This window comes from Candidatus Methanarcanum hacksteinii (genome assembly GCF_964305265.1).
In the GTDB taxonomy this organism is placed as follows: domain Archaea; phylum Thermoplasmatota; class Thermoplasmata; order Methanomassiliicoccales; family Methanomethylophilaceae; genus Methanarcanum; species Methanarcanum hacksteinii.
Map to the genome: position 1 here is coordinate 509,406 of NZ_CAYATA010000002.1, position 24,956 is coordinate 534,361.

Consider the following 24,956-nt stretch of genomic DNA (forward strand, 5'->3'; position numbering starts at 1 on the left):
AACGCTCTCGTAGCGTATATGAAGACTCTGACCCTTCTCATTGCCCTCGTCGTCTTGGGAGGAGGTGTTGCCGTAGGTACCGTCGCTACCGTAGGTAATGTCGATTGGGATGCATGGCATCACACAGGCAATCACTATGAGGGCATGAAGGACAATATGTTTGGATACAGATTCTCGGTCATTCACACAGACCCTCAGTTGAATGAGATAGATGGGCTGTATTATGCCGTCTCGAAGTTACAGATTCATAACGGCAAGGGGGAGATGGTCCTTCTTCTCACCGGTGCTTCGGACGAGAAGATCGACTATCAATTCGTCCCTGGCGGTATCGAGATATCATCCAAGAGTAAATCATTCTTGAATCCTGATTCGCTAGAGTGGTCGACGGAATGCAAAGCGTTCTTCCCACACACCATGTTGGAAAGGATGACCGTGACAACATATGATAATATTAGTCCCGGAACTGATTACTACAATGAGCTGTGTGAGAAATACAACTTATCGAAAGCATTGTTCTACGTATCGTCCCATTTTACGGGCGGGCTCAAATATCATCTGCATAATAAGTGTGATTCAGATAAGGTCATCGATCAGGATTTTAATTATCGTATGGTGCCGATCACAGCATATGGCATCCGCCTATCGTCAGATGACTATCTTGAGGTACAACATATCGATCATACCGTTGATGAATCTCTCGCTAGCATTTATTCTGCCGAGAACCTTTTGAATTATCTGATGAACAAAGGAAACATCCGGATGGTGGATTCGGTCAACAATGCCTTCCCTGTCCTTGATGTAGTATGGGATCCGTGGCAAAAGGAGGCTACCGGTGGACAAAACAACAACTATGGTAAGCAGTCTGCATACTCAATCGATCACACATCTCCATTGTTGGATGATGGCGATGGAAAATATCATGCAGTGTCGAAGTTGCAGATCCGTGGTAGCGACGGTCAGATGGTGCTTCTCAGTGGAATTGCAACGAAAGATATCAACTTCGATATCACGGATGAAGGCATACTCATCTCTAGGAACGGGCAGCATATAATAGATGGTGTTCCGAAGGAGTGCAAGGCATTCTTCCCTGGTGTGCGTATGCAGGAGATGGTTGTAACAACATTCGCGGATATGAGCCCAGGTACCGATTATTACAATGAGCTGTGTGAGAGGTACAATCTGTCCGACGTCAGTTTCTCATACAGATGTGTTCTCGATTATGATGGTAAGAGGATCATAAGCCTATATGCTGCCGACATCCAATATAATAAGAACGGTGGTTTTAGTCACACGGTCAACGAAAGACAGATCGATGACAATTTCGATTATCGTATGGAGTCGATTACGGTCTACGGCATCCTTCTTTCAGGAACACAGACATTGGAGATACAACACATAGGCGATACTGCCGAGGACTGTCTTGCTAAAACAGAATCAGCCAACAATCTCCTCCAGGTCTTAACGTCCCGTATGTATGTTAGGATAGTGGATTCGGTAACGACGGTCTCCACAATCGATAATGATAAGTGGAATGAGTGGAAAGATAAGTTGTATGAAAAAGAGGACAACAAAAAAGAGGACAACAAGAAACACAATGATGAGCATTTCAGTCCTCTTGGATTCAGGTATTCCATTACGCATTCGAATCCTGAATTGAATGACAGCGATGGCAAATACCATGCAACGTCGAAATTGGAAGTTTCCAGTCATGAGGGGCGTATGATTGTCATCATCGATGGGTATTCGGAAAGTGTGTATGATGAGGTGGATGGCGTACTCACTCTCTCACGTGGAGATCAACATACAACAGATGGCGATGTGGCGGGATGTAAGGTGACCATACCTGGTGCATATGTTCAGGAGATGACCGTGACCACATATGCGGACATGAGTGAAGGTACCGATTACTATAATGAGTTGTGCGAGAAGTACGGTCTATCGAATGTTCTATTCTCATATACAGGTGATCTAGTACAAGGGGTCTTCAAGATGAGTCTGTACGCTACTGATGAATATTCAGAGGATGAGCAAAGAACATACCTTGGTGAAAGGAGACTGATCGATGACGATTTCGATTATCGTATCGAGTCATTCACGACCCAATGCATCCACCTTTCAGGAACACAGACATTGGAGATAGAGCATATAGGCGATACTGCCGAGGATTGTCTCGCAATCGCAGAATCCGCATGTGATGTGCTGAGCGCGCTCATGTCTCGCGGTTTCATCAGGATCGTGTAGACATCCATCCCATGGTCAAAGATTGACGATGCTGATTCACCACATTCTCATGTGGTGTGCGAATCCACTCATGCAGATGATATAGTTAAATCGCCGAACAATAATCACCGTTCACAGCGGTGGATATCGGATGAATACGTTATTCGTTCTTCTTGACGGTGCTGAGGACGATCCTGTTCCAGAATACGGTGGCAGGAAACCATTGGATGTTGCTAACATGCCGTTCATGAGGTCCAAGGCGACGCACAGGGGTTTCACTGATGGAAGAGGATACACTCATCTTTTCTTGAACGAATTCTTCACCGGACACCCGCCAGAGATAGCAAGGGCAGCATTGGAGGGGATGGGCCTTGGATTGGATGTCAGAGGGAGGACCGCATACCGTCTATCGCCTGCGATAATCGAGAATGGTATGATCAATTGGTCATATCATGCCGAGGAGTTCTGCGACCGTCTGATCCCCAAGGTGGAGGAGCACATGGACATCCTGAAGGATTATGATCCTCAGATCAAGTTCTTCCTCAATGGTCGTGCTGTATTGACGATGAGGTGCGATATCATACCCGAATTGCCTAGTCCGCCGGTACCTGCACCGTTCGTGGAGGTCCCTGGGGATCTGGGGAGGATGGTCATGGCTGTCGCCAAGGATCTGGATGGGATAACGGATTATCCATGGGGTTGCGGAAGGTTCGAGAGACAATATCCTCCATACATAGAACGGATGCTCGCGATATCCGATAGCCCTACATCATTGGGCGTATGTGCGTCATTGGGGCAGGAGATAAGGCTGATCGATGATATCGATGACAGATTCCCTGTCGCTAGAGAAGCGTTGGAGCGTACCAACGTGTTCCTGCACATGGATGAGGTCGATGAGTATAGTCATCAGAAGGATCCTCCGAAGAAGGTGAGGATCCTGGAGCACATAGACAGGAAGATGGAGGAGTATTTCTCCGATATAGACAGGATAGTCTATTTCGTCGATCACGGCACATCATCCGTGACAGGGAACCACATAATAACGAAGGTCCCGTTCTGGACATCCTTCGAGACATCCATCGATCAGGATGAGCACGTGGAATTGAAGGATGTCATACCTAGGATAATGGGCTCACAATGAATCCAATCCCTCGAAGTCGATATGTTCCTTCATTATCGAAAGTACCCTATCGATCTCGGAGACGCAGATATCGTCGATGTTCTCTACATCCTCTGTCGGGAGATCCACGTTCACATAGGGTGCGACACCGAAACATTTCAGACCAGTGAGTTCCTCGATCCTGTCGATACCGTCCTTCAATACGCTCTCGTCCCCTCTGAACCTGTTTATGATGTATCCTTTCAGGTGATGTCTATCCTTCTCAGGTATGAGCTTCCATGTGCCGTAGATGACAGCGAACACTCCTCCGCGTTCTATATCGGAGACGAGTACGGCAGGGATGTCCCTCTCGGTGACCATCCTCATGTTGGCGATATCATCATCGTAGAGATTCATGTCGATAGGAGAACCATATCCTTCGCATACGACCTCATCATATTCCTTGGATAATCCGTCGAAGGCTTCCAATGCAGAGTTGAGGAGTCTGCCGTTGTCAGGTCTGCATCCTGCCGACAGGGTGTATTCCTTCACGCCATCGATGTAGATGCCCACGGTCTTGGATCTTCCGGGCTTGAACAGCACAGGGTTCATCCTCTGTTCAGGGATGTCCCCTGATGCCCATGCCTGGATCGCCTGTTCCATGTTCATGATCCTGTTCTTATCGGACTTGTGGATGTGAGGAGCGATACCAGATGCTTTGAACGGAGCTACGCTCAGTCCCTTATCATGAAGATATCTGCAATATACTGCGGAGATGAGCGTCTTTCCAGAGGATGACGACGTTCCGAGGAACATTATGCTCTTCATCCTATCAGCTCCCATAGCTTATCCATGTCCAATGCCTTCTCGAATCCGTTCGCGAGTTTGTCTAGATTCTCTTCGACGTATGCATTGTAGTCCAATCTCTTCGTATCCTTTGCACCGATGAGCTTCATGATATGATCCCTGAATGCAGGCATCTCGAATACACCGTGCTGATATGTTCCGAAGAGTTTCCTGTCCTGATTGACGGAACCCTCGGTCAAACCGCCTCTGAGGCGGTCTAAGAAGAACAACGGTTCCTCGTTGTTATTGACTGTATTGCCCATGTGGATCTCATATCCAGAGATCCGCCCCTCATCTCCGATTAGCATATGGCCGGTGTTCTTGCACACGTGTTTGGTGTAGGAGTTCCATCTGACCTCCATGTCGAACAATCCCAATCCGGATATGCTACGGTATCTCTCATCCTCGATACCGTTGGGGTCCATGAGCTTGCGACCCATCATCTGGTATCCTCCGCATATGCCTATGATCGGAATTCTGCCGACATAGTTCCTGATGTGCTCCGACAATCCACTGACGTTCATCCAATGGAGGTCATCAGTGGTGTTCTTGGTGCCGGGGATGATTATCGCATCGGATCCTTTCAGTTCATCCGATGACGTGACGAATCTCACTTTCACGTCTTCGAGCATGAGTGGATCGAGATCGGTGAAATTGGATATGTGCGGGAGTTTGATCACTGATATGATGTACTTACCATTGCCCGCTTCCTTGGTGTTGCGGAAATATTCCGAATCCTCTTTTGGAAGATCAACGTTCAGGTGAGGTATGACTCCTAGCACAGGTATGCCTGTGAGTTCCTCTAACCTCTTCTTTGCACCATCGAGGGCTTTCACATTCCCCTTATGATTGTTCAGTATGATGCCTTTGATCCTCTTCCTGTCCTTCTCGGGTATCAGTTCAATGGTACCTAGCGCATATGCGAATGAGCCTCCCCATTCCATGTTGACGACGAGTATGCATGTCGCATCAGCCATCTCGGCGGCGCTCATGTTCGCTATATCCCTGTCATAGATGTTGATCTCGGCAGGGGATCCTGCTCCTTCCATGACGATATAATCGTATCTCGAACGGAGGAAATCTATGTTCCTCTTGACGATGTCCCTGCCTTCCTCTTCGACGAATGTCCTGTAGTAGGATGAGACGGAACAATCTCTGAAAGGTTTCCCTTCGACGATTATCTGCGACCTCCTCTCCCCCTTGGGTTTCAGAAGGATCGGATTTATCGTGTATGATGGACTGGTCACACCTGCTGCCTTGGCCTGCAGGGTCTGTATCATGGATATCTCGTCCCCGCGGCGTGTCACCCTGGAGTTGAGGCTCATGTTCTGAGATTTGAACGGTGTGACAGAATATCCTTTCCTGTTGATGATGCGACATAATGCCGCTGCGGTGATGGATTTGCCTGCATCGGATGTCGCTCCGACGATCATGACGGATTTGCCTAAATGATAGAATCTCTCTTTGGCCTCTTTGAACACGATGTCCCTGATCCTTTCGTCATCGCTGTCGGTTATGCCAAGTTCGGAGAACCTTTTGTAAGAATACTCAACGACATTGTTATCATGGCAGAACAGGCATTGTGAACAATCCCATACATCATTGGATGTGTTCTCTGAATGAAGCTCATTCCCAAGATCCTTATCGTTACACGGGTAGAATGGGCAATAGCAGAATGAACAATTCTGTCCTCTGTAGTGACATGGGTTATATTCACAGGATGTGTTGGAGCCTATGTTCCCGGCTTTCAGTTCCGCATTCACCTTATTCTTGATACATTTCATTCGATCCCGTTCCGTGCGTATCGGGATATCGTGTAGTGGATTATAAATTCAATTATGGGGCGGGACGTTCGGTTATTTGTAACTTTAGGGGCGTCTTCTTTACCGAGGTTATGGAATCGTACGCTATCCGCGGTCGCCAAGGCATTATATCATATGCTGTCATTCCACGGGATATGGCAGAAGGCTTCCATATTCCAGATTCTTTGAGTATTTACGGTAATGAGGACATAGCGAAAGATGTTCTTTCGAGGATCTGGGGGAAGCGCGGGATATTCACCTGTACCGTCGGTAACACATTGACATCCACGATACCAGGGGTATCGGACGCAGGGGATACGCCTGAATTGACATTGTTCACCGGACCTGCTGATGCGGAGTTGCTGTCCTGTGGAAGGACGCTCTGCATGAAGGGCATACCTATCAACCCCGGAGGCATACCGACGCCCGCAACACTCACCATGGCGGCCTTGGAATTATCCGATATGCCTTGTTTCATCGTCAACGGAGGATGCAAGGTCATGCCCCAGGTACCATACATCGAGATGGGCGGAGAATACGGGGACATGATCACCACGGGACATGCCGTGAAGAATGTGAGGGAGGTGTTCGAGAAGGCCAAGATACTCGGTCGCAATCTTGCGAGAGGTCATGATTTCCTCGTTGTGAGCGAATCCGTCGCAGGAGGTACCACGACAGCACTCGCTGTCATGATGGCCATGGGAGTGATCAAGGAGAATCTCGTCAGCAGCTCATCACCGAAGAATCCGAAGGAATTGAAGACCAATCTGGTGATGGAAGGGTTCAAGGCCGCAGGTATAGAGGTGGGGTCGTTGGCCCATGATCCGTTGAAGGCCATAGAATGTGTCGGGGACCCCATGATGCCGGTAAACGTCGGAATGATCATCGGTGCTGCCGAATCCATCCCTGTGATCGTAGGCGGGGGGACGCAGATGTCAGCTGTGATAGCCTGTGCCTATGAGTTGGAACCATCAATCAAAGGCAATGTGATCCATGGTACGACGAGATGGTTGGTGAAGGATGCAGCTTCCAACGTCTGTAAGATGAATGATTCGATCACCAATGATATCCCGTTGGTGTATGTGAATATGGATTACAGCGAGAGTCCGTACGAAGGACTTCAGGCCTATGAGTGGGGATACATCAAGGAAGGTGTTGGTTGCGGAGGCTCATCGGTAGCTGCGATAGCGAGTTCTGCCGGTAAGGTGGATTGTGACATCCTTCTGAAGAAGGTCCATGAGATCTATGAAGGGATACTCGGTGTTCAGCCGAAGTAACCGCGTGCTAATTGCAGTTCGTACATGGTGTTGACGTTGACCGCTAGATCGACCCAATCTGTCCTGTAATAGTAATCCGGGGGGCATTCTCCATCCAATATCATCTGTCTGTTCATTATCGTGAGTCCTGATAGCACCCATTTGGAACCATCCATCTCGAATGAGAACGATGGTACGATGCCCGTGTTGACTACGACCTCCTCATCTACCACGGCTAGGAACGAGTCATGAGGATCCTTCTCGAACGCCTTTATGAAGTTGTCAACGGTGAAGCTTTTGAGAAGAGGGAGATCGGAAGGTGTGGAGAACACATATTTCCCATTCATTACGCTATATGCGGCATGCAGGTCGCCGACATAGTCCTCGCCTGAAGTCCTTATTATCTCGACATCGTCAAGCGTCATAAGGAATTCTTCTGTCTTCTTGGTGTTTGGACTGACCGTTACGAGTATCCTGTCGACACATTTCGCTTTCTTGAGCGCATTTATGACATGTTCGATCACATGTTTGCCTGCGACGTTTATGTACGGTTTCTCCACACCGTTCTTGCACAGTCTCGTGCCCTTCCCGCCGGCCATGATGAGGGCTTCCATGTCAGAGCCCCATGAATCTTATCATCGATAACATCGCGAATATGATCACGACACGGGATGTCTCGTTCGTCGCACCGAGCACATCTCCATTGACCATGCCGAAGTTCCTTTCGGCGATCCTGGAGATGATGAAACCCCAGACGATCGATATGGCAATCCCTGTGAAGAGTATCGCGAGATGCGAGTATGTGAATCCGTCCAATAGGGCATATGATGCTACGGCCCAATATGATATTGAGATGATAATCGCAAGGATTGTGGAAGCTACGAGACTCTTGATTCCTGTATATCTAACGGAATCCCCTGCCATCCCGTTGCCTGGTGTGCCGAATGCCGCAGCGGAGACCTGAGCATTCCTTGCGAATATCTCTCCCGCGGCTCCTACGAAGATGAATGTCAATACGGCCATGGAGGAATATTCGGCGAATAAGGATAGGACTATCATCAATCCTGTCGCCATCCCGCCTGCACCTATCAACGTGTCCTTCAGTGCACGGACGTGGTCCTCTCTCTTCCCTGCTACGGTCAATCCGTCGCCTATGTCGATCGTACCGTCAAGATGGAGGAAACGATTCATCATCCCAACCAACAGTATCGTCAATGCGGCGGATATCATCGTGCTATTCGTCATCCAATCGATGAGTGAGAACGAACCTACGGCCAATAATGCGTAGAACAATCCAACAATAGGTGTGAGCCAGAATTTTCTATTCATGGCATTGATATGCTTCATCTCGATGTTTATCGGAAGCATGGTGAAGAACGAGAACATGCCTGTGATGGCATCGATGCATCTGTATCTTTGTACATCATCACTCATGCATATCTCCCCTTGAGCTCTTTGGATTCCTCATCACTCATGTCGTACGGGAAATCTCCCCTCTTGATCAGACATCTTCTGACAGCGTCACGAACAGAGCGTGCCAATGCGATCCCTACGCCGAATCCTGTTCCGGCGTAGTTCACGCGTTCACCCTCCTTCGAACAGACTATGGCAATGGCATCGGACGTCGTGCCGGTCTCTTTGAAACCTAGGTCATTCATCGCTGCAGTTTTGGCTTCCGTCATGGCGATGATGGAATTTACCTTAGCGGCATCAGTGAGCGGTATCTCAGAAATCCCGATTATATTGATCGTCCCTGCATGCATCAATCTGTTCCTTCTTTCCATGGAGATCCTGTGTCTCTCCTCATAATTCTCAAGGATGTCCCCTGCCACTACATGATTGGACAATCCTGCGGTAGCGATCGCACGCGCTTGATATCCATCATATTTTGTTGTAACATCAGATATCACACGATCCACCTCTGCGGCGGTCATGAATGATACTGTGTCCTTAGGCAGATCCAATTGTTCGATCACATGATCGATGTCGACCTGCGGATCATCATGGTTGTATGTGGAATCGACTTGCATGATTATGATCGTATCCGTTTCACGCAATCCTCCGTTGGATACGCACGAGCTCAATATCTCAACTCTCTCATCGAATACGATGACTGCTACAGGATAGTCATTCACGTATTCGATACGGACATCGGCTTTAGGTGTCATGCTAGCACCTCGAACAATTGTATGAATAGATTCTCGATGGAACCCTGTATGTGGATCCCACAGAACATGTAAAGGGGTAATGCCACCGCTGCGATATATATTATCGATGATAATTCAACGAGAAGACAGCATCTCCTCATGTCCTTCACGGTGGGCATAGGGCCTGTGCCCATGACATATACGCCCTTCTTCTCCATCGATATCCCCAATGCTGCCGCGAATGCGGTCATGGACCATCCGCTGTTGGGAGAAGGTGTCTTATCATGTTCTCTGAGTGCGGCAGGGATGACCGCCCTCCAATCCATCTTGAGGATGAATGCGCCGATTGTGATGAATACTATAGATGTCCTGGATGTGACGAATCCAAGGACATCATCGAATCTTGCAGGGAATGTGCCTAAGTGGCGGTATTTATCGTTGAGATAACCCCACATGGCATCCATGAGGTTGGCGCATCTGAATGCTATGGCGCCAATGAGTCCGAATATGCCGAAATATGTCGTAGGGGATACGACGCTGTCGACGTAGTTCTCGGATACGGTCTCGGTGCATGATGATACGATGTGTCCTTCATCCATACCCTTGGTGTTGCGACTGACGATCATCTGCAGTTTGGATGCGGCATTTTCTATGTTCCCTTTCTCTAGGTCTTTACGTATCGGTCTCAAATGTCTTCTGAATGATGATATCGCGAACGTCACCTTGAACAATATGGCTGTGACTATTATCCATGCTACCTCTCCGAGATAGTATTTCGTGGCTGCGGATAATAGGAACGCGATCCCTCCGAATAGGATGAGTACGAACAGGTATGATAGGAATCCCATGAGTCTCGTGACCGTTGGATTCTTTCTGCTTATGTGCCTATCTATCCAATAGAGTATGTCTCCCATCCATCTCAGTGGGTGTATGGCGTTGGGCACCTCTCCGATCACGAAGTCGATTATGACCGCAAGGGCGATGATCAGGGCAGCATCCATCCAGATGTCCATCGGATCACCTCAATGCGTTCCTGGCAGCTTCGACGAATCTTTCGTTGCGTATCCTGTCCTTCACGCAGAATCTGACGTAATCTGTGAATCTCATACCGAATGATGCGCAATTGCGCACCATTATGTTGTTCTTGAGCATCTTTTCAACGAATTGATGTCCGCTCATACCCAACGGGCGCATGGAATCGAAGAAGAAGTATGAGTCCGTCATCCTTATGGGGAGCCCGATATCCGTCAATTGCTGATACATCCATCTCGCTTCGGATGCCATCAATGCGGCGGCCTTCTCCACATGCCCCATCCTGTTGTGTATGAGTTCGGCGGCTACCTTCTGTTCTATTTGACCGACATTCCATGTCATGCGCACCTTGTTCAATTCACCGATCGTCTCTGGATTGGAGAATCCGAATCCTATACGTATTCCAGGGATGGCGAATGATTTCGTGAGAGAACCTGCGACCAGGAGGTTTGGATATCTGTCAACGTATTCGATGCATGAGATATCCTTGTGTTCTGGTACGAGTTCCAGCAATGTCTCGTCAAGGAATACGAATGTCCCCTTGTCTCCGCAATATTCGACAAGATCCAGGATGTCCTCCCTTCTCTCGATCCTTCCCGTGGGGTTGTTAGGGTTGCAGATGTAGATTGCTTTTACATTGTCATCGATCTTGGATTTGAGTGAATCGAAATCCATATAGAAATCATCCTTGGATTCAAGATCTTGAGTGAACACTCTCGCACCCACTATCCTGCATTGGTGCGTATACTCTGCGAAGGATGGACTCGGGATTATGACCGTTTCACCATCTTCGATGAACGTATTCGGGAACATGCGTATGATGTCGGATGAACCGGCACCTATGATGATATTCTCCATTCCAACATGGAATCTCTCGGAAATCGCTTCCTTCAGTTCTGTGCTGTTATCATCGGGGTAATGGTCTATTCCCTCGATGGATGATGATATTATGTCCTTGATGTCATCCGGCGGTCCGAATGGGTTGAGATTGTGACTGTAATCCTCTATGCCGCCGATCTTCCATGCCTGTCCACCGTGTACGGTCATCGGCAATTCGTGCAATGTCTTTCTGGACAACATGGATGGATTCATCGTCCATACACATCATTTCATGGATATAAATGTACGAGATTGTCATCCATCGCATTGTTGCAGGTATGTTCTGCCATTTATAACCCAGATGTCACCATCACTCATCATCTTTGAAAGTATCCAAGTGGTATTGGTAGTCCTTATCGTGATATCTCTTCGGCAATACGTACAGTTCTCCGTCCTTATCCAACCCAACGGATGCGGATACCTCATACACGTCCTCGATGAGTTCGGATGTTATGACCTTCTTCGGGTCACCCATCGCAACGATCTCACCTTTCTTCATTATGATGCACAGGTCACAATACCTAGCCATCAGGGAGATATCGTGTTCAGCGACAAGGATGGTCATGTTCTTCTTGACCATCGCACGGAGATATTCCATCACATCGAGTTTGTATTTCATATCGAGGTGTGACGTAGGTTCATCGACAAGCATCAGCCTAGGTTGTTGGACGTATGCTTTGGCAATCAGTACACGCTGTTGTTCTCCGGAGGATAGCATATGCAACGGACGATTCCTAAGATGATACACACCGAACTTCTTCAGGCATTCCTCGACGAATGTCTCATCCTCCTTCGTCTCCCACCATACGTTCTTGAGATAGGGGTATCTTCCCAGCATGACGGTCTCGAAGACCGTCAGACCGAAACTAGTTCTGAGTTCAGCGGGAACGTTAGCGACAATCTTCGCCACCTCTCCCGGACTTTTATTCAATACGCTCTCTCCGTCGATGAAGATGTTGCCGGATGTCGGGTCATGCAATCTGTTGATACATTTCATCATCGTGGTCTTTCCACAACCATTGGGTCCGATGAGACCTACCAACAATCCTGATCCTATCTTGTACGATACGCCTTTGACGGCATGATAGCCGTCCTCATAGTATTTCTGAAGGTCCTTGACCTCCAACAGCGGGATTTCATCCGTCATACATCTTCCCCCTCTTGATAAGGAGATAGGCGAACACAGGTACGCCTATTATCGTTGTTATGGCTCCGACAGGGAGTTCGAATCCTGGAACGAGCATCCTTGACGCTATGTCTGCGACGATCATCAGGAATCCTCCGAATGCCATCGAAGTCGGCAATACCAATCTGTGGTCTCCTCCGAGCATCATACGGCACAGGTGAGGGATGACCAATCCCACGAATCCGATGATACCAACGAACGCTACGCAGATCGATGTCAGCACGGATGCGATTATGAGCATCCATCTGTTGAATCTTTTGACGTTGAGTCCCATCTGTCTTGCCTGATCCTCACCCAACAGTACGAGGTTGAATTCCTTCGCCCAGAACAGTACGGCGAACGACATCGCGAACGATGGTATCAACACCAACCATACCTTGGACCATGTTATCTCGGAGAATGAACCGTATAACCATGAGAGGGCACCTGTGACGTGGTTGCCAGCGAACGTCAACATAAGTGTCTGTGCTGCGGAGAACACCAATCCCACGATCACTCCTGAGAGGACGTAGTTGATGGATGTCCCTCCTGCTTTCGTTGCAAGCAACATGGTACACATGAATGCGAGTATGCCTCCGACCGCAGCGGTGAATGCTGTGAGATATATCGAATGCGCAGGGAACAGGCCGAAGAATGTGAAATCGAATGATATCACAGCTATGGCCGCGGTACCTGCGCCCGAGGAGACACCCATTATGTACGGGTCGACCAACGGGTTCCTGATTATGGCTTGATACATCGCACCTGCGACCGACAATCCCACACCGACAGCTATCGCGACCAACGTCCTCGGAAGCCTTGCGCTGTATACCATCAGCTCGTTGTATGTGAGATTGTTCCCGCCTTTACCTACCGCGGAGAAGAGGTTTTGGAACATCTCTCCGACACCTAACGTAGTGGTGGGACCTATGCACAATGATGCTATCGCAGCGATGAGTGTGAGTGTCAATCCGATGCCCATGACCAACCACAGGCGGTGTCTTGACAGTGTATTGTGCGAGTATTCCTCGCCGAACAGGAAGTTGTTGATGGATGATACGATGTGATTCCAGGGGTGTTCCCATTTCAGACCGTATCTCATGCCTACGTATGCCAATGTCAATATGATAGCTAATGCGCCCAACACGATCAGAAGTATCTGCCATGGGGCTAGGCCCTGCTCAGGGATCGGATCGGGCGAACCATCTCCGAATCCTCCTCTGATGGATATCACGCTTGAATCGTTTCCATAGATGAATCCGCCATTGAAGACAGTGAGTCCTGCCATGCAGTAGTGTTGGTATTTCTCATCCTCGAGATACTTGCCTATGATGTTGCCTTCGAGGTCGAACTCCATCAATGCCGTACCTTTAGTATAACTGGTCGCGGCCAACTTATCTCCATTGATCAGAACGAGATATGAGTGTGATGTGTTCACATCCTTGTTCAATATGGAGATGTTCCCGTTGAGGTTCATACGGAATAGTTTCTTATTACCCTCGAAGTACACGCCTTTGAAATCACCAGTTTCGACTGCTGTTATCCTTCCGAGACTTCCGTATCCTCTGTCCTTGGGTTCAACGATGGTCTTGACATCGCTTTCCCCATCGTATTCGTAGAGTGCGTTACCATACAACTGAGCGCTCATTCCACGTCCATCCGAGAATGTGCAGAAGATGTAGTATTTGCCGTCGGATTCAACGATCGATGGCATGGTGACCGATCCGATAATATCTCCTTTGTAGTCGGCTTGATAGACCTCTATGTCCGTCTTCAGCGTGCCGAGGTTCTTGTCCAATATGTACAGATGTCCATCGAGCATACCGGCGAAGAGTAGATTGTTGTATACCACGGGAGCAGAGTAATAGGCTCTGCCATTGGTGTGGTATGACCATACGGGATTCAGATCGAAGTCGAAACAGTAGACCATGCCGTTCGATCCTAGGGTGAATATTGCTCCGGAGTCATACACGAGTGATGTGACACCACTTGCACCAGCATACCCGTCATAACCGACTGCAGGATAATCCGTCAGCGTACCTGGGATTCCTGTGAGTGTCTTCTCCGGTGTGGCAAGACCGCTGCTAGTTCTCCAGTTGATCTTGTAGATCGAACCCACGGAACTCGTGGTCTCCCCTTCTAAGCCTGCGGAGCTCTGTACTATGACGTGGTCGCCGACGATTATGAAGTTACTTGTCTCATAATATGCTCTCGGATACTTGAAGAACCATTTCACGGCGCCTGTCGCGATATCTCTGCAGACGAGGGCTGCGGTACTACTCCTATCGTTATCTAGGCCGTATTTGATGAATGCATATCCGCCTGCTATCAGCACCTGTGCATATGCTCCAGTGTATGTGGCCCCATCGGATCCCATGCCTGTGCTGGTGTTGGTGTCAGTGATGGAGCCGTATGTCACACCATCCCATCCGAGTTCGGCCCAATTGACCTTCGGACCATCTTCGGATATGATCGCGGTTTGGCTGTTGGATGCCTTGGCATCATACCCCATGCATGTGACCGATTGGTTGTATGGAGTCTCGGACGGTACGATGCCTTCTGGATAGAAACCGATCGCTATGTGGCCTGAGGAGCAGGGAGCGGAGAGATCGGCGACGACATCCCATCTGTTCTTTCCATTATTCCATTCATAGGGGATCCATTTCGATATTACCTTGATGGTGGACGATCCAGGGATTTTGATGACATCTGACGAACTGCCTGAGCCTGTACCCACAGTATTCGTCGTCTTCCCATCGATCGTGATGCTCGCCCCGGATATCGTACAGGTATGTCCGTTGGCTTCCAGCGTCTCTCTTATGATATCGCTATATGTGTCGCCCTTCGCGGCATCGAACCATGTCTTGGCACCGTTGCCTTCGTCGAGCATGAATTTGCCCCCTTGTGTCTCATCGCCGTCCGACGATATCGAAGACAAGGGGACTATGAGGATCATCGCCACAGCGATGAGTGTGATGATTCCTGTCGCCTTTCTATTCATTTAGCTCCTCCTCAGTTGTCGTATGATAGGTATTTGGTGATCGTGAGGTAATCTCTGTATTCATCACCGATGTATTTCGGGACCTCGGTCTCGAATGAATCCGGATGGATGATCTCGGCTAAGAGTTCAGAGAGTTGCGGGAATCTGGGCGCCGCACGTGATGCCAGGTCAGCCGCCTTTCCCGTGACCAGATATATCTCTTTGTTAGCGTACGCATTCGTCAACTTCCACGCGTCAGGGAGATGCGAGTACATGTAATCCCATTCGGCCTGTGTCGCTTTGTACGATTCTGTTACGATGATTATGACATCAGCATTCTTCTGAGCGATCATCTCGGTGTTCGCATGCGCCCATCCTTTCATCGAACCGAATGCATTCTCTGCAGATATCGTGTTGATGATGTCGTTGACGTAGGTGTAGTTTCCAGCGACATACGGTGCGCTGTCCGGCGAGAGTGCTACCATGACCCTTTTCTTATCGGTGAACGCGACCTTGGATGCGACCGCTTTCGCCCCGAGCCCATCCTCAGCTATGATGTTCTTTGCGGTCATCTCGTATCCTATGGCCGTTCCTACGATGAATGTGTTATCGTAGATGGTGTCCATATCCTCTCCTTGGTAGAGTGCGACGGAGTTCACGCCCGCATCCCTGATGGCCTTCGCTACCTGTACTTGATTGTACTGTGTACTATCTGCGATGACGATGTCCGGGGACTGTTTCATGATCAATTCGTAGCTGGGGTCGGTGTACGTCCCTACTGTGGCGATTCTTCCCTCCGTCCTCGCTTTATTGAGAGAGTTGGGGTAGTTGCTGTAATAATCCATGCCGACGATGGCACCGGTGGCCTTCAATGCGCCAACGGTCTCTGTGGCTACGGGAGATAGTGTGACGATGCGCATGGCTTGCGGATAACCATAGATGCTGACGCCCGTGGCATCGACTGCTACTGTCGGGGTCGTTTCCGAATCCCTGTATGCCCATGCGACGATGGAATAGTTCCTCATGTCGATATCATAGGAATCGGATTTCGACCATGATGTGGAGTTCTTCACCACATACCACAATCCCCACGAATGTGTGTCGTTATTCGATACCCCGTTAATCTCAGTGACGACACCCTTCTCCACCGTGTATTCGTAATTGTTCTCTTTGCAACATTTGTCAAGGAGCGAGATGGGGTTGTGAGAGACATTGAGGTCGTATTTGAACCATGTCGTGTCGTATTTCTCGAAATCTATCAGGATGCCATTCGCATGCGCTAGAGAACTCTCGCTCGTTTGCAGTGATACGATCCCCGACAGTAATATTCCGATTAGGATTATCGACACTGTGGAGTAGACTTTGACCTGATTAACGGTCATTTTCCGCTGTTTTTTGGAATTGTCATTCACAGGATCTTTCATCGTATCAATTGGATGATATTGCCAATATCCAGCATTCTATTAAATTCTATGTATGACGTGATAATTATTGGACCAGTAATCCAAAAGGTTTATATTTTGGAGCATTCAATTTGGATATAATATCCAATAAGGGTTATTATCATGAACGGAAAATTCAAAGCGTTGACAATGGCTGTCGTCGCCATGTTCTGTCTCACTGCTGTCGTTTGTGTCGTGAGTGACGCAGACACGTCTGCAGATGACAATAAGGTGCACTATTTCTACATTGAAATCGTGAACGAAGACGGTATGGTCACAAGTACAGACTGGATCAAGTTTACATCAACAGCTGAGCTTGAGAATTATGTAGAAGAAGCTAACAAAGCATTCAAATTTTATGGATACCCAGAACTTCAATTTGTGAATGGAAAATATCTGAGCCTGAAATATAACGGTACGGCGAAGAATTCATGTTTTGTCGGTAGCGAAGATGGAAAAGAGTGGGTAAAAGTCGAAGATACAAAACTTCAGTATCCTCCTGCAACATATGCAGGAATAGCTCTTGGTAATGGTTTCATCTCTAAAGAGGTGTATGATGCTCTCGGAGAAAATCAGAAATTCTGGGCAAAGTCTGATATGGGTGAAGGTTACCCTGACTATGCATATGTCAAAACTATCCTCGAAGCAAAAACAACAGATGTACCCAAAGAGTTCCCTGCAGAATTCACAAGTCACATATTTGTAGAGGTCATTGGTGCAGATGGAAAGGATGTATCGTCAAAATGGATCGAATTCCAGACATTGAAGACATTGAAATCTTTCGTTGCAAATGCCAATGAGGCACTTGCAAACGAAGGATTTGTTGACGTCGTATTCTTGTCATCAGGTTGGTTGAAGACTGGAATCAATGCTACATTCTACGCAAAGGATGGAAAATGGGTGGCTGTAGAAAAGACAGAGACAGATTATCTCAATGATACGATCGCACTTGCTACTGGAAATGGTTACATCGGTCCAGATGTGTACAATGCACTCTCAGATGCTGAGAAGAAGACATGGAAGGACACAGGATATCCTGGAGCATACCAATACATAAAGGAAATCTCCGAGTCCACAACAGGTTACAAGTCGGATGACGGTAACACAGGACTCATCGTCGGTGTCGTCGTCGCTGTAGTCGCACTCCTCGCAATAGGTGTGTTCTTCTTCCTTAGAAAGAAGTGAAGATTCATTCATTTCCCTAAACAATTTACTGCGGACATGTCTGTCCGCAGGTCCTCCTTTTTCAATAGTGTCCGACAGTTTCTAAACTCAATATCACATTTACAGAGACATGTTCACGGATGCGCATCTCCACATCTCAAACGCTGGATTCGGCGTAGGCTACAGGGACATATCGGAAGCAGGACTGTTGTTCTGCAACGCATCCAGACCATCGGATTGGATTTCTTTGGAAGAGTTGATGCAATCCGACAAGAGAGTGGTTCCATTCTTTGGTATCCATCCGTGGTATTCCGATGAATATGACGGAGAGGATGCATTGGTGAAGATCCTGGAGAAGTATCCCGAAGCGAATGTGGGCGAGATAGGTCTCGATGGGACGCGTTCAGGACATGATGCCTTGAAGATATTCAAAGAACAATTGGATGTAGCATCAAGGATGAATAGGATAGCATCCATCCACATGGTCCGTTCGACGGATGATGTCCTCTCAGCGTTGAAAGGACATGATATCAGAACGATCATACATTCATATGATGCACCGGCGGGTTTCGTAAACGCGTTCGTACAACGCGGTTGTTGTCTTTCGATATCTCCAAGATTATTCAAAAAACCCATCGAGAAGGTGCGCGACATCATCAACTCCATACCGAAGGACAGATTGTTGTTGGAATCCGACCATTGTGATGGTGTTATGGATATGCATGAGCACATATGCAAGGTGGCATCCGTGTTAGAGATGAATATCTTTGAGCTATCTGACATCGTATCGAAGAATGCACGTGACATATTGAAGGCATGAACCGACTTAGGAGTCTGTAATAGATTCCATCTTCACTCTACCATTGCAATCCATTATATCTCATCCATACAATCATTCGATGACCCGTCTTAAACAAGGGATGATCAAACATGAAGGCCAATATCAACGGAAGGACAGAGGACATCCGCGCCGTATGGTTCGAGGATGGCAAAGTGATGATGATCGATCAACGCGAATTGCCTGATAAGGTGACGATAGTATCGTTCAAGGATTACAGGTATGTCGCGGAGGCCATAAGGAACATGACCACACGCGGAGCGCCATCCATAGGTGCTACAGCTGCATACGGCATGTGCCTCGCAGCGATAAACGGTGACGATATCGAACAGGCGGCCAAGGACATCAAGGCCGCAAGACCTACCGCCAACGATCTGTTCTATGCTGTCGACTATATGTTGGACGATCTCTCGAAAGGAAAGGATCCCATCGGATCCGCAGATGCATATGCCCAATCGATGGTGGATAAATGTATCAAGATCGGAGAGTACGGCGGGGAATTGATCAAGGACGGATATAGGTTGATGACGCACTGTAACGCAGGTGCGTTGGCTACCGTGGATGTTGGTACCGCATTGGCGCCCATGCGCAAAGCGCACGGTGACGGTAAGGATTTCTTCGTATACGTTTCGGAGACGAGACCGAGACTACAGGGGATGCAACTCACCGCATGGGAGTTACTCCAGGAAGGGATAGACCATGCGATAATCCCCGATGGATCATCGGGACATTTCATAAGGAAGGGCGTGGACATGATCATCGTCGGAGCGGATAGGATAGCCGCGAACGGTGATTTTGCCAATAAGATCGGTACATTCGAGAAGGCTGTCCTAGCCAAAGAGTTCAACGTACCGTTCTATGTCGCAGCACCCATCTCCACATTCGATTTCAACACCAAGACAGGAGAGGATATCGTCATTGAGGATCGTTCCGAAGAGGAGGTGACGATGGTCAAAGGCGTACGCATAGCACCGATCGGATGTAAGGCGTTGAACCCATCGTTCGATATGACCCCTGCAAGGTACGTGACCGGTTTCATCACCGAGAAAGGCATCCTGAAGCCATCCGAGATATCGAAGGTGAAGGAATGAATGAGTACTATGCGAGAGAGCTCCTTGCGGATATGTGCAGGATGATCTACAACAGGAATCTCACGGTATCCGCTGGCGGGAACATGAGCATGAGGGTGGATGATTATGTCCTCATCACACCATCAGGTAGGAATAAGGGGATGCTTTCACCTGATGATCTTGTCAAACTATCATTGGATGGAGAGATCATCTCTGGCGGGAAACCATCGATAGAACACAAGTTCCATCTCGCATTGTACAGGAAGAATCCTGAGATAAATGCCATCGTACACTGTCATCCGTTGTATTGTACTACATTGGCGGTCATCGGGAAGAGGATGAACACCTGTCTCACGCCAGAGGGGATAATGCTCCTTGGAGAAGTGCCGACGGTACCATACTTCACACCAGGTTCCGATGAATTGGTGAAGGCTGTCGAGGAACATTCCGACAGCATGGCGATGCTGATGGCCAAACACGGGGCACTCACACAGGGAAGGACGTTGGAAGAGGCATACGATCGCATGGAGGAGATGGAGTTCCAGGCCCATATGCAGATATTGGCCAAGCGTGCGAGGAATCTGCCAAGGTCCGAGATAGAGAAGATAAGAGGGATGCTATGATACTGATAACCAAATGGTTCGGATGTTTCCTCTGCGATGAGAACAGGATAATCGACAAGAGATTGTTCCCGAAGGATGCATCAGAGATATCAGAGAGATTGGCGTTGATGCAGAGGGGAGGGACGTTACCCGAGGAATATGAACTCGTCGAAGGCAAGAGCAGGATGTTCGTCGCGGATAGACGTCAAGCACTCCTCGGTAAACCTACATTATTCGATTCATCATTCATCAAAGCGGAGAACTTCGGTTACGATAACAAGCTGATGCATGAGGCCATGTTAGGTCTCGGGAGACTGAGGACATCAGAGCCCATCCCTAGGGACAGGAGCCTTGTGCAGGCGATAAGGAATCTGGATGATCTCATAGAGACATCGAATCTCCTGAATGAGAGACTGCATGAATGGTACGGCCTCCATTTCCCTGAATTGGCCGATCATGCCAAGGATAAGAGATATGCCGATCTAATCGCGAGATATGGTGAGAGGGACGGCATAATAGAGGATCTAGGATTGGAACTGGAATCCATAGGCGCTGAATTGGACGAGGAGGACATGAGGGCCGTACAGGACCTTGCGGACACCCTCTGCAGGATATACGATGACAGGGAGAGGACGGAGGAGTACATCTCAAGCATAGTGAAGGATTCCTGTCCTAATCTCTGTGCTATCGCCGGCGGTCCGTTGTCCGCTAGACTGATCTCGTTGGCTGGAGGATTGGAGAGGTTGGCCTCGCTACCGTCATCCACGATACAGATGTTGGGCGCGGAGAAGGCCATGTTCAGACATCTCAAATCTGGAAAAAGGCCTCCGAAGCATGGTGTGATCTATCAACACCCTGAGGTACATAGGGCACCGAAATGGCAGAGAGGGAACATCTCCAGGGCGTTGGCCGGCAAGATCTCCATAGCTGCGAAGATAGATCAGTATGGCGGGGAATTCAGAGGGGATGCGCTCAACGAGGAATTCCTGAAACGCGTCGAGGATATCAAGCGCAGATATCCGAATCCGACCAAGAGGCCGCAGAATCAGGGCGGGAAGAAGAGATTCAACAACAAGAAGAGACGTTGAATCATAATCCTCCGATGGTGTATCTCTGTCGGAGGTGGTTTTTTTTTTCATTTTGATGAGGGCAAGGTGGATCCTGTTCGCTCCATATAATCAATATATTAATACCTTATAATTTATAATAAGGAATATGATAAAAAGAATATTGATTTTAGTTATAGCAACAACAACGGTGTTGCTGCTATTGACGATGGGTTGTGATGAGGCTGATGGGGACTTGGTAAAAATTTCAATAAAAGAGCATCAGATAGAATTTGATGAAAATTTATTCTTCGTGAGTTGTACTATTAATTACAACAACGGAGAGAGTGAAATATACTCACTAAATGAGTTAAGAGATTTCAGCACAATTCAACCAGATGACGAAGTAATAGTATACGCATCTGCAAAAATTGGACATTGTGTGCCAAAATTAAATGGAGATACTTATACAGGCAGTTCCAAAAAATTAGATGACAACATAGGTGATTTGGCATTCTCTGTGGACCTTTGCCATCACACACTTATTTTTTCATCAGGAGATGTAGATGTAATTGATATGAGAAAGGATAATTTTCATTTTTCGGAGGAAGATGTGTGCCTTTATGATAAAATCGATTTACCAAACGTTTCACCTTCTTTTGTTAAATATGGATACGAATCGCATAATTGGAATACAAAAAAAGATGGAAGTGGCATAGATTTATTCCCAGGTATGGTAACAATAACCGAAGAATTACTAGATGATTGTTGTATTGACTGTTTTTCAAAGGAAAAGATAGTTCTTTATCCAAAATTCATAAAAATAGAATATTCTGTGGTATGTAACGTAAATGATGGCATTCATGAAGACATCTCGATGGGATTATCGATGAGAATTGACGAAAGCATTCGCCTTCAAGATCCGATTTTTAAAAAAAGTGATTCTATTTTCAGATATTGGTTGTTTGGGAGTTTAAAATTATTTTCAGGAAATACGCTAACTCTCACTAGAGAAGTACTTCCAGAAACGGATAAAATAGTATTATGTGCGCAATGGGCCGCCCAAATAACTCCCGATCTAGAATATTGCACTTCAACTTCAGAATACGAATTCGCAGATTATGGTAAGAAATGGTCTGCGACCATAACGCCAAAACCTCATTATTCATTGCCTAAGAGCACCGACTCGATCGTTGGAGCGACATACACACTAAACGCTGATGGTACGGCCACGATATCGACCGATGACGTCTGTGAGCCAATCAGATACGCAATCATCGCAACGCCTATCCAGCATAAGGTAACATTCGATCTCAACGGAGGTGTCGGCAGTAAGGAATTGATATTCAATGAGGTCGAAATGAAGACATTTCCAACGCCTACGAAAGACGGACACATATTCGACGGATGGTATGATGGCGACACGAAGATAGATGATACGACAGGTTTCGTTTCAGACATCACACTAAAAGCGAAGTGGACGGCAATAGCACCTCCTCCGGTGGTACATCAGACATATCTCGTCCGTTTCTTCGATTCACAAGGTGGGAATCTCATCATGGAGTACTACACTGAAGGTCCTGTGACGACACCCGAAACACCATCGAGAGCAGGATATGAGTTCAGCGGATGGGAATCGACGGGAGGCGTATTGAGGGATCACATCGATCGTGATACGGATTATTATGCCACTTGGAATCCAATCCCTGTGTCTCCACCAGGCTATGTGATATCATTCCACCTCAACGAAGGAGAGGATGCTTATTACAAATGCAATTCATTGGAATTGGGAGGATTGCCCACACCAACATCAGACGGTAAGAGATTCGATCATTGGTATTACATCGAGGATGGTGAACACAAGATATTCGCAGGCGTATGCAACAAGGACATCGATGTGTATGCATCATGGGTCGAAGTGAAGAGCAGATTCCATCTGGATGAGAACGGAGATGTATGGTTCGAAGGCAATGTAAAAGATATGACATCCATTCCAGTGAAAGAAGGATACGAGTTCGATAGTTGGTATGTGATCATAGAGGGCGAGAGATTCCCCTACAAAGATGGTTTGGGTACCGATGTCTATGCATCATGGAAGAGGATCGCCCCTCCATCTGATGATGGAGGAGCTAATCTGATACTCCCGATCGTGACCATCTCTTCGATAATCGTGATGGTCGCCGGAGTCGCATATCTCCAAAGGAAACTCAGTTGAGCCCTTCCTTCATCCTCTGAAGGGCCTCTTTGATCCTGGGGATGGGCTGTGTGACGGTCATCCTCACATAGCCCTCTGCGGATTCACCGAATCCTGAACCGGGTGTGACCACGATGCCGAGGTCCAACATCCTCTCGGTGAACTCGAGGGATGTCTTGCATTTGGAGTCGAACCAGATGTAGAACGTCCCTTTCGGCATCTTCACATCGAATCCGAGTTCCCTCAATCCGTTGACGAGAACTTCCCTCCTGTCGGAGTATTCCTTCATGTTCTTCCTGACGGCTTCGGGCGCTTCCCCATTCTCGCCATACATCTCGAGTGCTTTGATGGCAGCTTTCTGTATGAAGATCGGAGCTCCGGAATCCACCTGTCCTTTGCATTTCTTCAATCCGGCGATGAGGTCGGGATGTCCGACAGCATAACCCAATCTGAATCCCGTCATGTTGAACGTCTTGGAGAATGAACCGAACTCTATCGCATCCTCCCCTATCTCGAGGATGGATGGCGCTTGATATCCGTCATAGGTCATCTCGCAGTATGCATCATCCACACAGAGGATGGTATCATTCTCTTGGCACCAATCGTAGACCTTCTTGAGATAATCCTTGTCGCATGTCGCACCAGTGGGATTGTTGGGGTAGTTGATGTAGAGCATCTTCGCTCCTTTCGGACATTCGTCCACATCCAACAGCCAATCCTTCTCTGCTCTGAGAGGCACCTTGACGCATTCAGCCTCGTTGAATATGGTCGAAGCGCCTGAATACACAGGATATCCTGGACTAGGTGCGATTATCGTCTCTCCCGGATTTACGAATGCCTGTGCGATGTTGAATATCGCTTCTTTCGAACCTATTGTGACGCATACCTGTGTATCAGGGTCGACATCAACGCCGTATTTCTTCTTGTACCATCTTGCAACCGCCACTCTGAGATCCCTCTCTCCAGCGGATGATGAGTACTTCTGATTAGCATTGATCCTGGATTGGATGCACATCTCCTCAACGATCTCATCAGGCGTCGGGAGATCAGGGTCACCGATACCGAAATCGATGATATCGATACCCTCTGCCCTCTTCTTGGCTGTCATTTCCTCCAGTCTCACGAAGAGGTATGGAGGGAGTCTCTGTAATCTGTCAGCGAATTCATATCTCAT

20 protein-coding genes are annotated in these 24,956 nt (G+C 47.9%); 9 read left to right on the plus strand and 11 right to left on the minus strand.

Annotated elements, in window-relative coordinates; translation table 11 throughout:
* The first annotated feature begins 18 nt into the window (after window positions 1-18).
* Both ACI2NF_RS03500 and ACI2NF_RS03505 read left to right on the plus strand, forming a co-directional pair.
* On the plus strand, window positions 19-2,241 hold the full coding sequence (locus ACI2NF_RS03500; RefSeq protein WP_400201731.1) for a hypothetical protein: 2,223 nt from the start codon (window positions 19-21) through the stop codon (window positions 2,239-2,241).
* Between the two features lie 130 nt (window positions 2,242-2,371).
* On the plus strand, window positions 2,372-3,361 hold the full coding sequence (locus ACI2NF_RS03505) for a phosphoglycerate mutase (RefSeq protein WP_400147859.1): 990 nt from the start codon (window positions 2,372-2,374) through the stop codon (window positions 3,359-3,361).
* On the opposite strand, the gene ACI2NF_RS03510 is transcribed toward ACI2NF_RS03505, so the two are convergent.
* Both ACI2NF_RS03510 and ACI2NF_RS03515 read right to left on the minus strand, forming a co-directional pair.
* Window positions 3,353-4,162 carry a nucleotide-binding protein gene (locus ACI2NF_RS03510; RefSeq protein ID WP_400210282.1) on the minus strand — a complete coding sequence of 270 codons (810 nt, stop codon included), beginning with the start codon at window positions 4,160-4,162 and terminating at the stop codon, window positions 3,353-3,355. The two genes, ACI2NF_RS03505 and ACI2NF_RS03510, sit on opposite strands and share 9 nt — an antisense overlap.
* Window positions 4,144-5,949, minus strand: a complete 1,806-nt coding sequence (locus ACI2NF_RS03515) for a cobyric acid synthase (RefSeq protein WP_400147863.1) — start codon at window positions 5,947-5,949, stop codon at window positions 4,144-4,146. The genes ACI2NF_RS03510 and ACI2NF_RS03515 overlap by 19 nt, the downstream gene beginning before the upstream one ends.
* Window positions 5,950-6,122: 173 nt before the next feature.
* On the opposite strand from ACI2NF_RS03515, the gene cobT reads away from it, so the two are divergent.
* A complete protein-coding gene (gene cobT, locus ACI2NF_RS03520) occupies window positions 6,123-7,244 on the plus strand; it encodes a nicotinate mononucleotide-dependent phosphoribosyltransferase CobT (protein WP_400153086.1) in 1,122 nt (373 codons plus the stop codon).
* Here cobT and ACI2NF_RS03525 read toward each other — a convergent pair.
* From ACI2NF_RS03525 to ACI2NF_RS03560, 8 genes are all read right to left on the minus strand, one after another.
* Window positions 7,232-7,837 (minus strand): NTP transferase domain-containing protein, encoded by a 606-nt coding sequence (locus tag ACI2NF_RS03525; protein ID WP_400201733.1) that lies wholly within the window; start codon window positions 7,835-7,837, stop codon window positions 7,232-7,234. The genes cobT and ACI2NF_RS03525 overlap by 13 nt on opposite strands.
* A gap of 1 nt (window position 7,838) precedes the next feature.
* Window positions 7,839-8,657, minus strand: coding sequence for an adenosylcobinamide-GDP ribazoletransferase (gene cobS / locus ACI2NF_RS03530; protein WP_400211070.1), 819 nt, complete (start codon window positions 8,655-8,657; stop codon window positions 7,839-7,841).
* Window positions 8,654-9,391 (minus strand): adenosylcobinamide amidohydrolase, encoded by a 738-nt coding sequence (locus ACI2NF_RS03535; RefSeq protein ID WP_400211071.1) that lies wholly within the window; start codon window positions 9,389-9,391, stop codon window positions 8,654-8,656. Before ACI2NF_RS03535 ends, cobS begins: the two co-directional genes overlap by 4 nt.
* Complete coding sequence (gene cbiB / locus ACI2NF_RS03540; RefSeq protein WP_400147871.1) at window positions 9,388-10,383, minus strand: adenosylcobinamide-phosphate synthase CbiB; 996 nt, start codon at window positions 10,381-10,383, stop codon at window positions 9,388-9,390. Before cbiB ends, ACI2NF_RS03535 begins: the two co-directional genes overlap by 4 nt.
* Window positions 10,384-10,387: 4 nt before the next feature.
* Window positions 10,388-11,494, minus strand: a complete 1,107-nt coding sequence (locus ACI2NF_RS03545) for a pyridoxal phosphate-dependent aminotransferase (RefSeq protein WP_400211072.1) — start codon at window positions 11,492-11,494, stop codon at window positions 10,388-10,390.
* A 97-nt stretch (window positions 11,495-11,591) separates the two neighbouring features.
* Window positions 11,592-12,428, minus strand: coding sequence for an ABC transporter ATP-binding protein (locus ACI2NF_RS03550; RefSeq protein ID WP_400195810.1), 837 nt, complete (start codon window positions 12,426-12,428; stop codon window positions 11,592-11,594).
* The gene (locus ACI2NF_RS03555; protein ID WP_400211073.1) at window positions 12,418-15,447 is read right to left on the minus strand and encodes an iron chelate uptake ABC transporter family permease subunit; all 3,030 of its coding nucleotides are present in this window, start codon (window positions 15,445-15,447) and stop codon (window positions 12,418-12,420) included. The genes ACI2NF_RS03550 and ACI2NF_RS03555 overlap by 11 nt, the downstream gene beginning before the upstream one ends.
* A gap of 11 nt (window positions 15,448-15,458) precedes the next feature.
* On the minus strand, window positions 15,459-16,808 hold the full coding sequence (locus ACI2NF_RS03560; RefSeq protein WP_400211074.1) for an ABC transporter substrate-binding protein: 1,350 nt from the start codon (window positions 16,806-16,808) through the stop codon (window positions 15,459-15,461).
* A 183-nt stretch (window positions 16,809-16,991) separates the two neighbouring features.
* Here ACI2NF_RS03560 and ACI2NF_RS03565 point away from each other — a divergent pair, with 183 nt between their 5' ends.
* The 6 genes from ACI2NF_RS03565 (at window position 16,992) to ACI2NF_RS03590 (ending at window position 23,803) form a co-directional block, all read left to right on the plus strand.
* On the plus strand, window positions 16,992-18,053 hold the full coding sequence (locus ACI2NF_RS03565; protein WP_400153094.1) for a hypothetical protein: 1,062 nt from the start codon (window positions 16,992-16,994) through the stop codon (window positions 18,051-18,053).
* 109 nt (window positions 18,054-18,162) lie between these two features.
* Window positions 18,163-18,852 carry a TatD family hydrolase gene (locus ACI2NF_RS03570; protein WP_400153095.1) on the plus strand — a complete coding sequence of 230 codons (690 nt, stop codon included), beginning with the start codon at window positions 18,163-18,165 and terminating at the stop codon, window positions 18,850-18,852.
* Between the two features lie 110 nt (window positions 18,853-18,962).
* Complete coding sequence (gene mtnA / locus ACI2NF_RS03575; RefSeq protein ID WP_400153097.1) at window positions 18,963-19,961, plus strand: S-methyl-5-thioribose-1-phosphate isomerase; 999 nt, start codon at window positions 18,963-18,965, stop codon at window positions 19,959-19,961.
* A complete protein-coding gene (locus ACI2NF_RS03580) occupies window positions 19,958-20,563 on the plus strand; it encodes a class II aldolase/adducin family protein (protein ID WP_400211075.1) in 606 nt (201 codons plus the stop codon). Before mtnA ends, ACI2NF_RS03580 begins: the two co-directional genes overlap by 4 nt.
* Window positions 20,560-21,630 carry an NOP5/NOP56 family protein gene (locus ACI2NF_RS03585; protein WP_400211076.1) on the plus strand — a complete coding sequence of 357 codons (1,071 nt, stop codon included), beginning with the start codon at window positions 20,560-20,562 and terminating at the stop codon, window positions 21,628-21,630. Before ACI2NF_RS03580 ends, ACI2NF_RS03585 begins: the two co-directional genes overlap by 4 nt.
* Before the next feature lie 1,126 nt (window positions 21,631-22,756).
* A complete protein-coding gene (locus ACI2NF_RS03590; RefSeq protein WP_400211077.1) occupies window positions 22,757-23,803 on the plus strand; it encodes an InlB B-repeat-containing protein in 1,047 nt (348 codons plus the stop codon).
* Here the strand turns inward: ACI2NF_RS03590 and ACI2NF_RS03595 are convergent.
* Entirely contained in the window at window positions 23,796-24,956 is a 1,161-nt protein-coding gene (locus ACI2NF_RS03595; protein ID WP_400211078.1) for an aminotransferase class I/II-fold pyridoxal phosphate-dependent enzyme, read from the minus strand. The genes ACI2NF_RS03590 and ACI2NF_RS03595 overlap by 8 nt on opposite strands.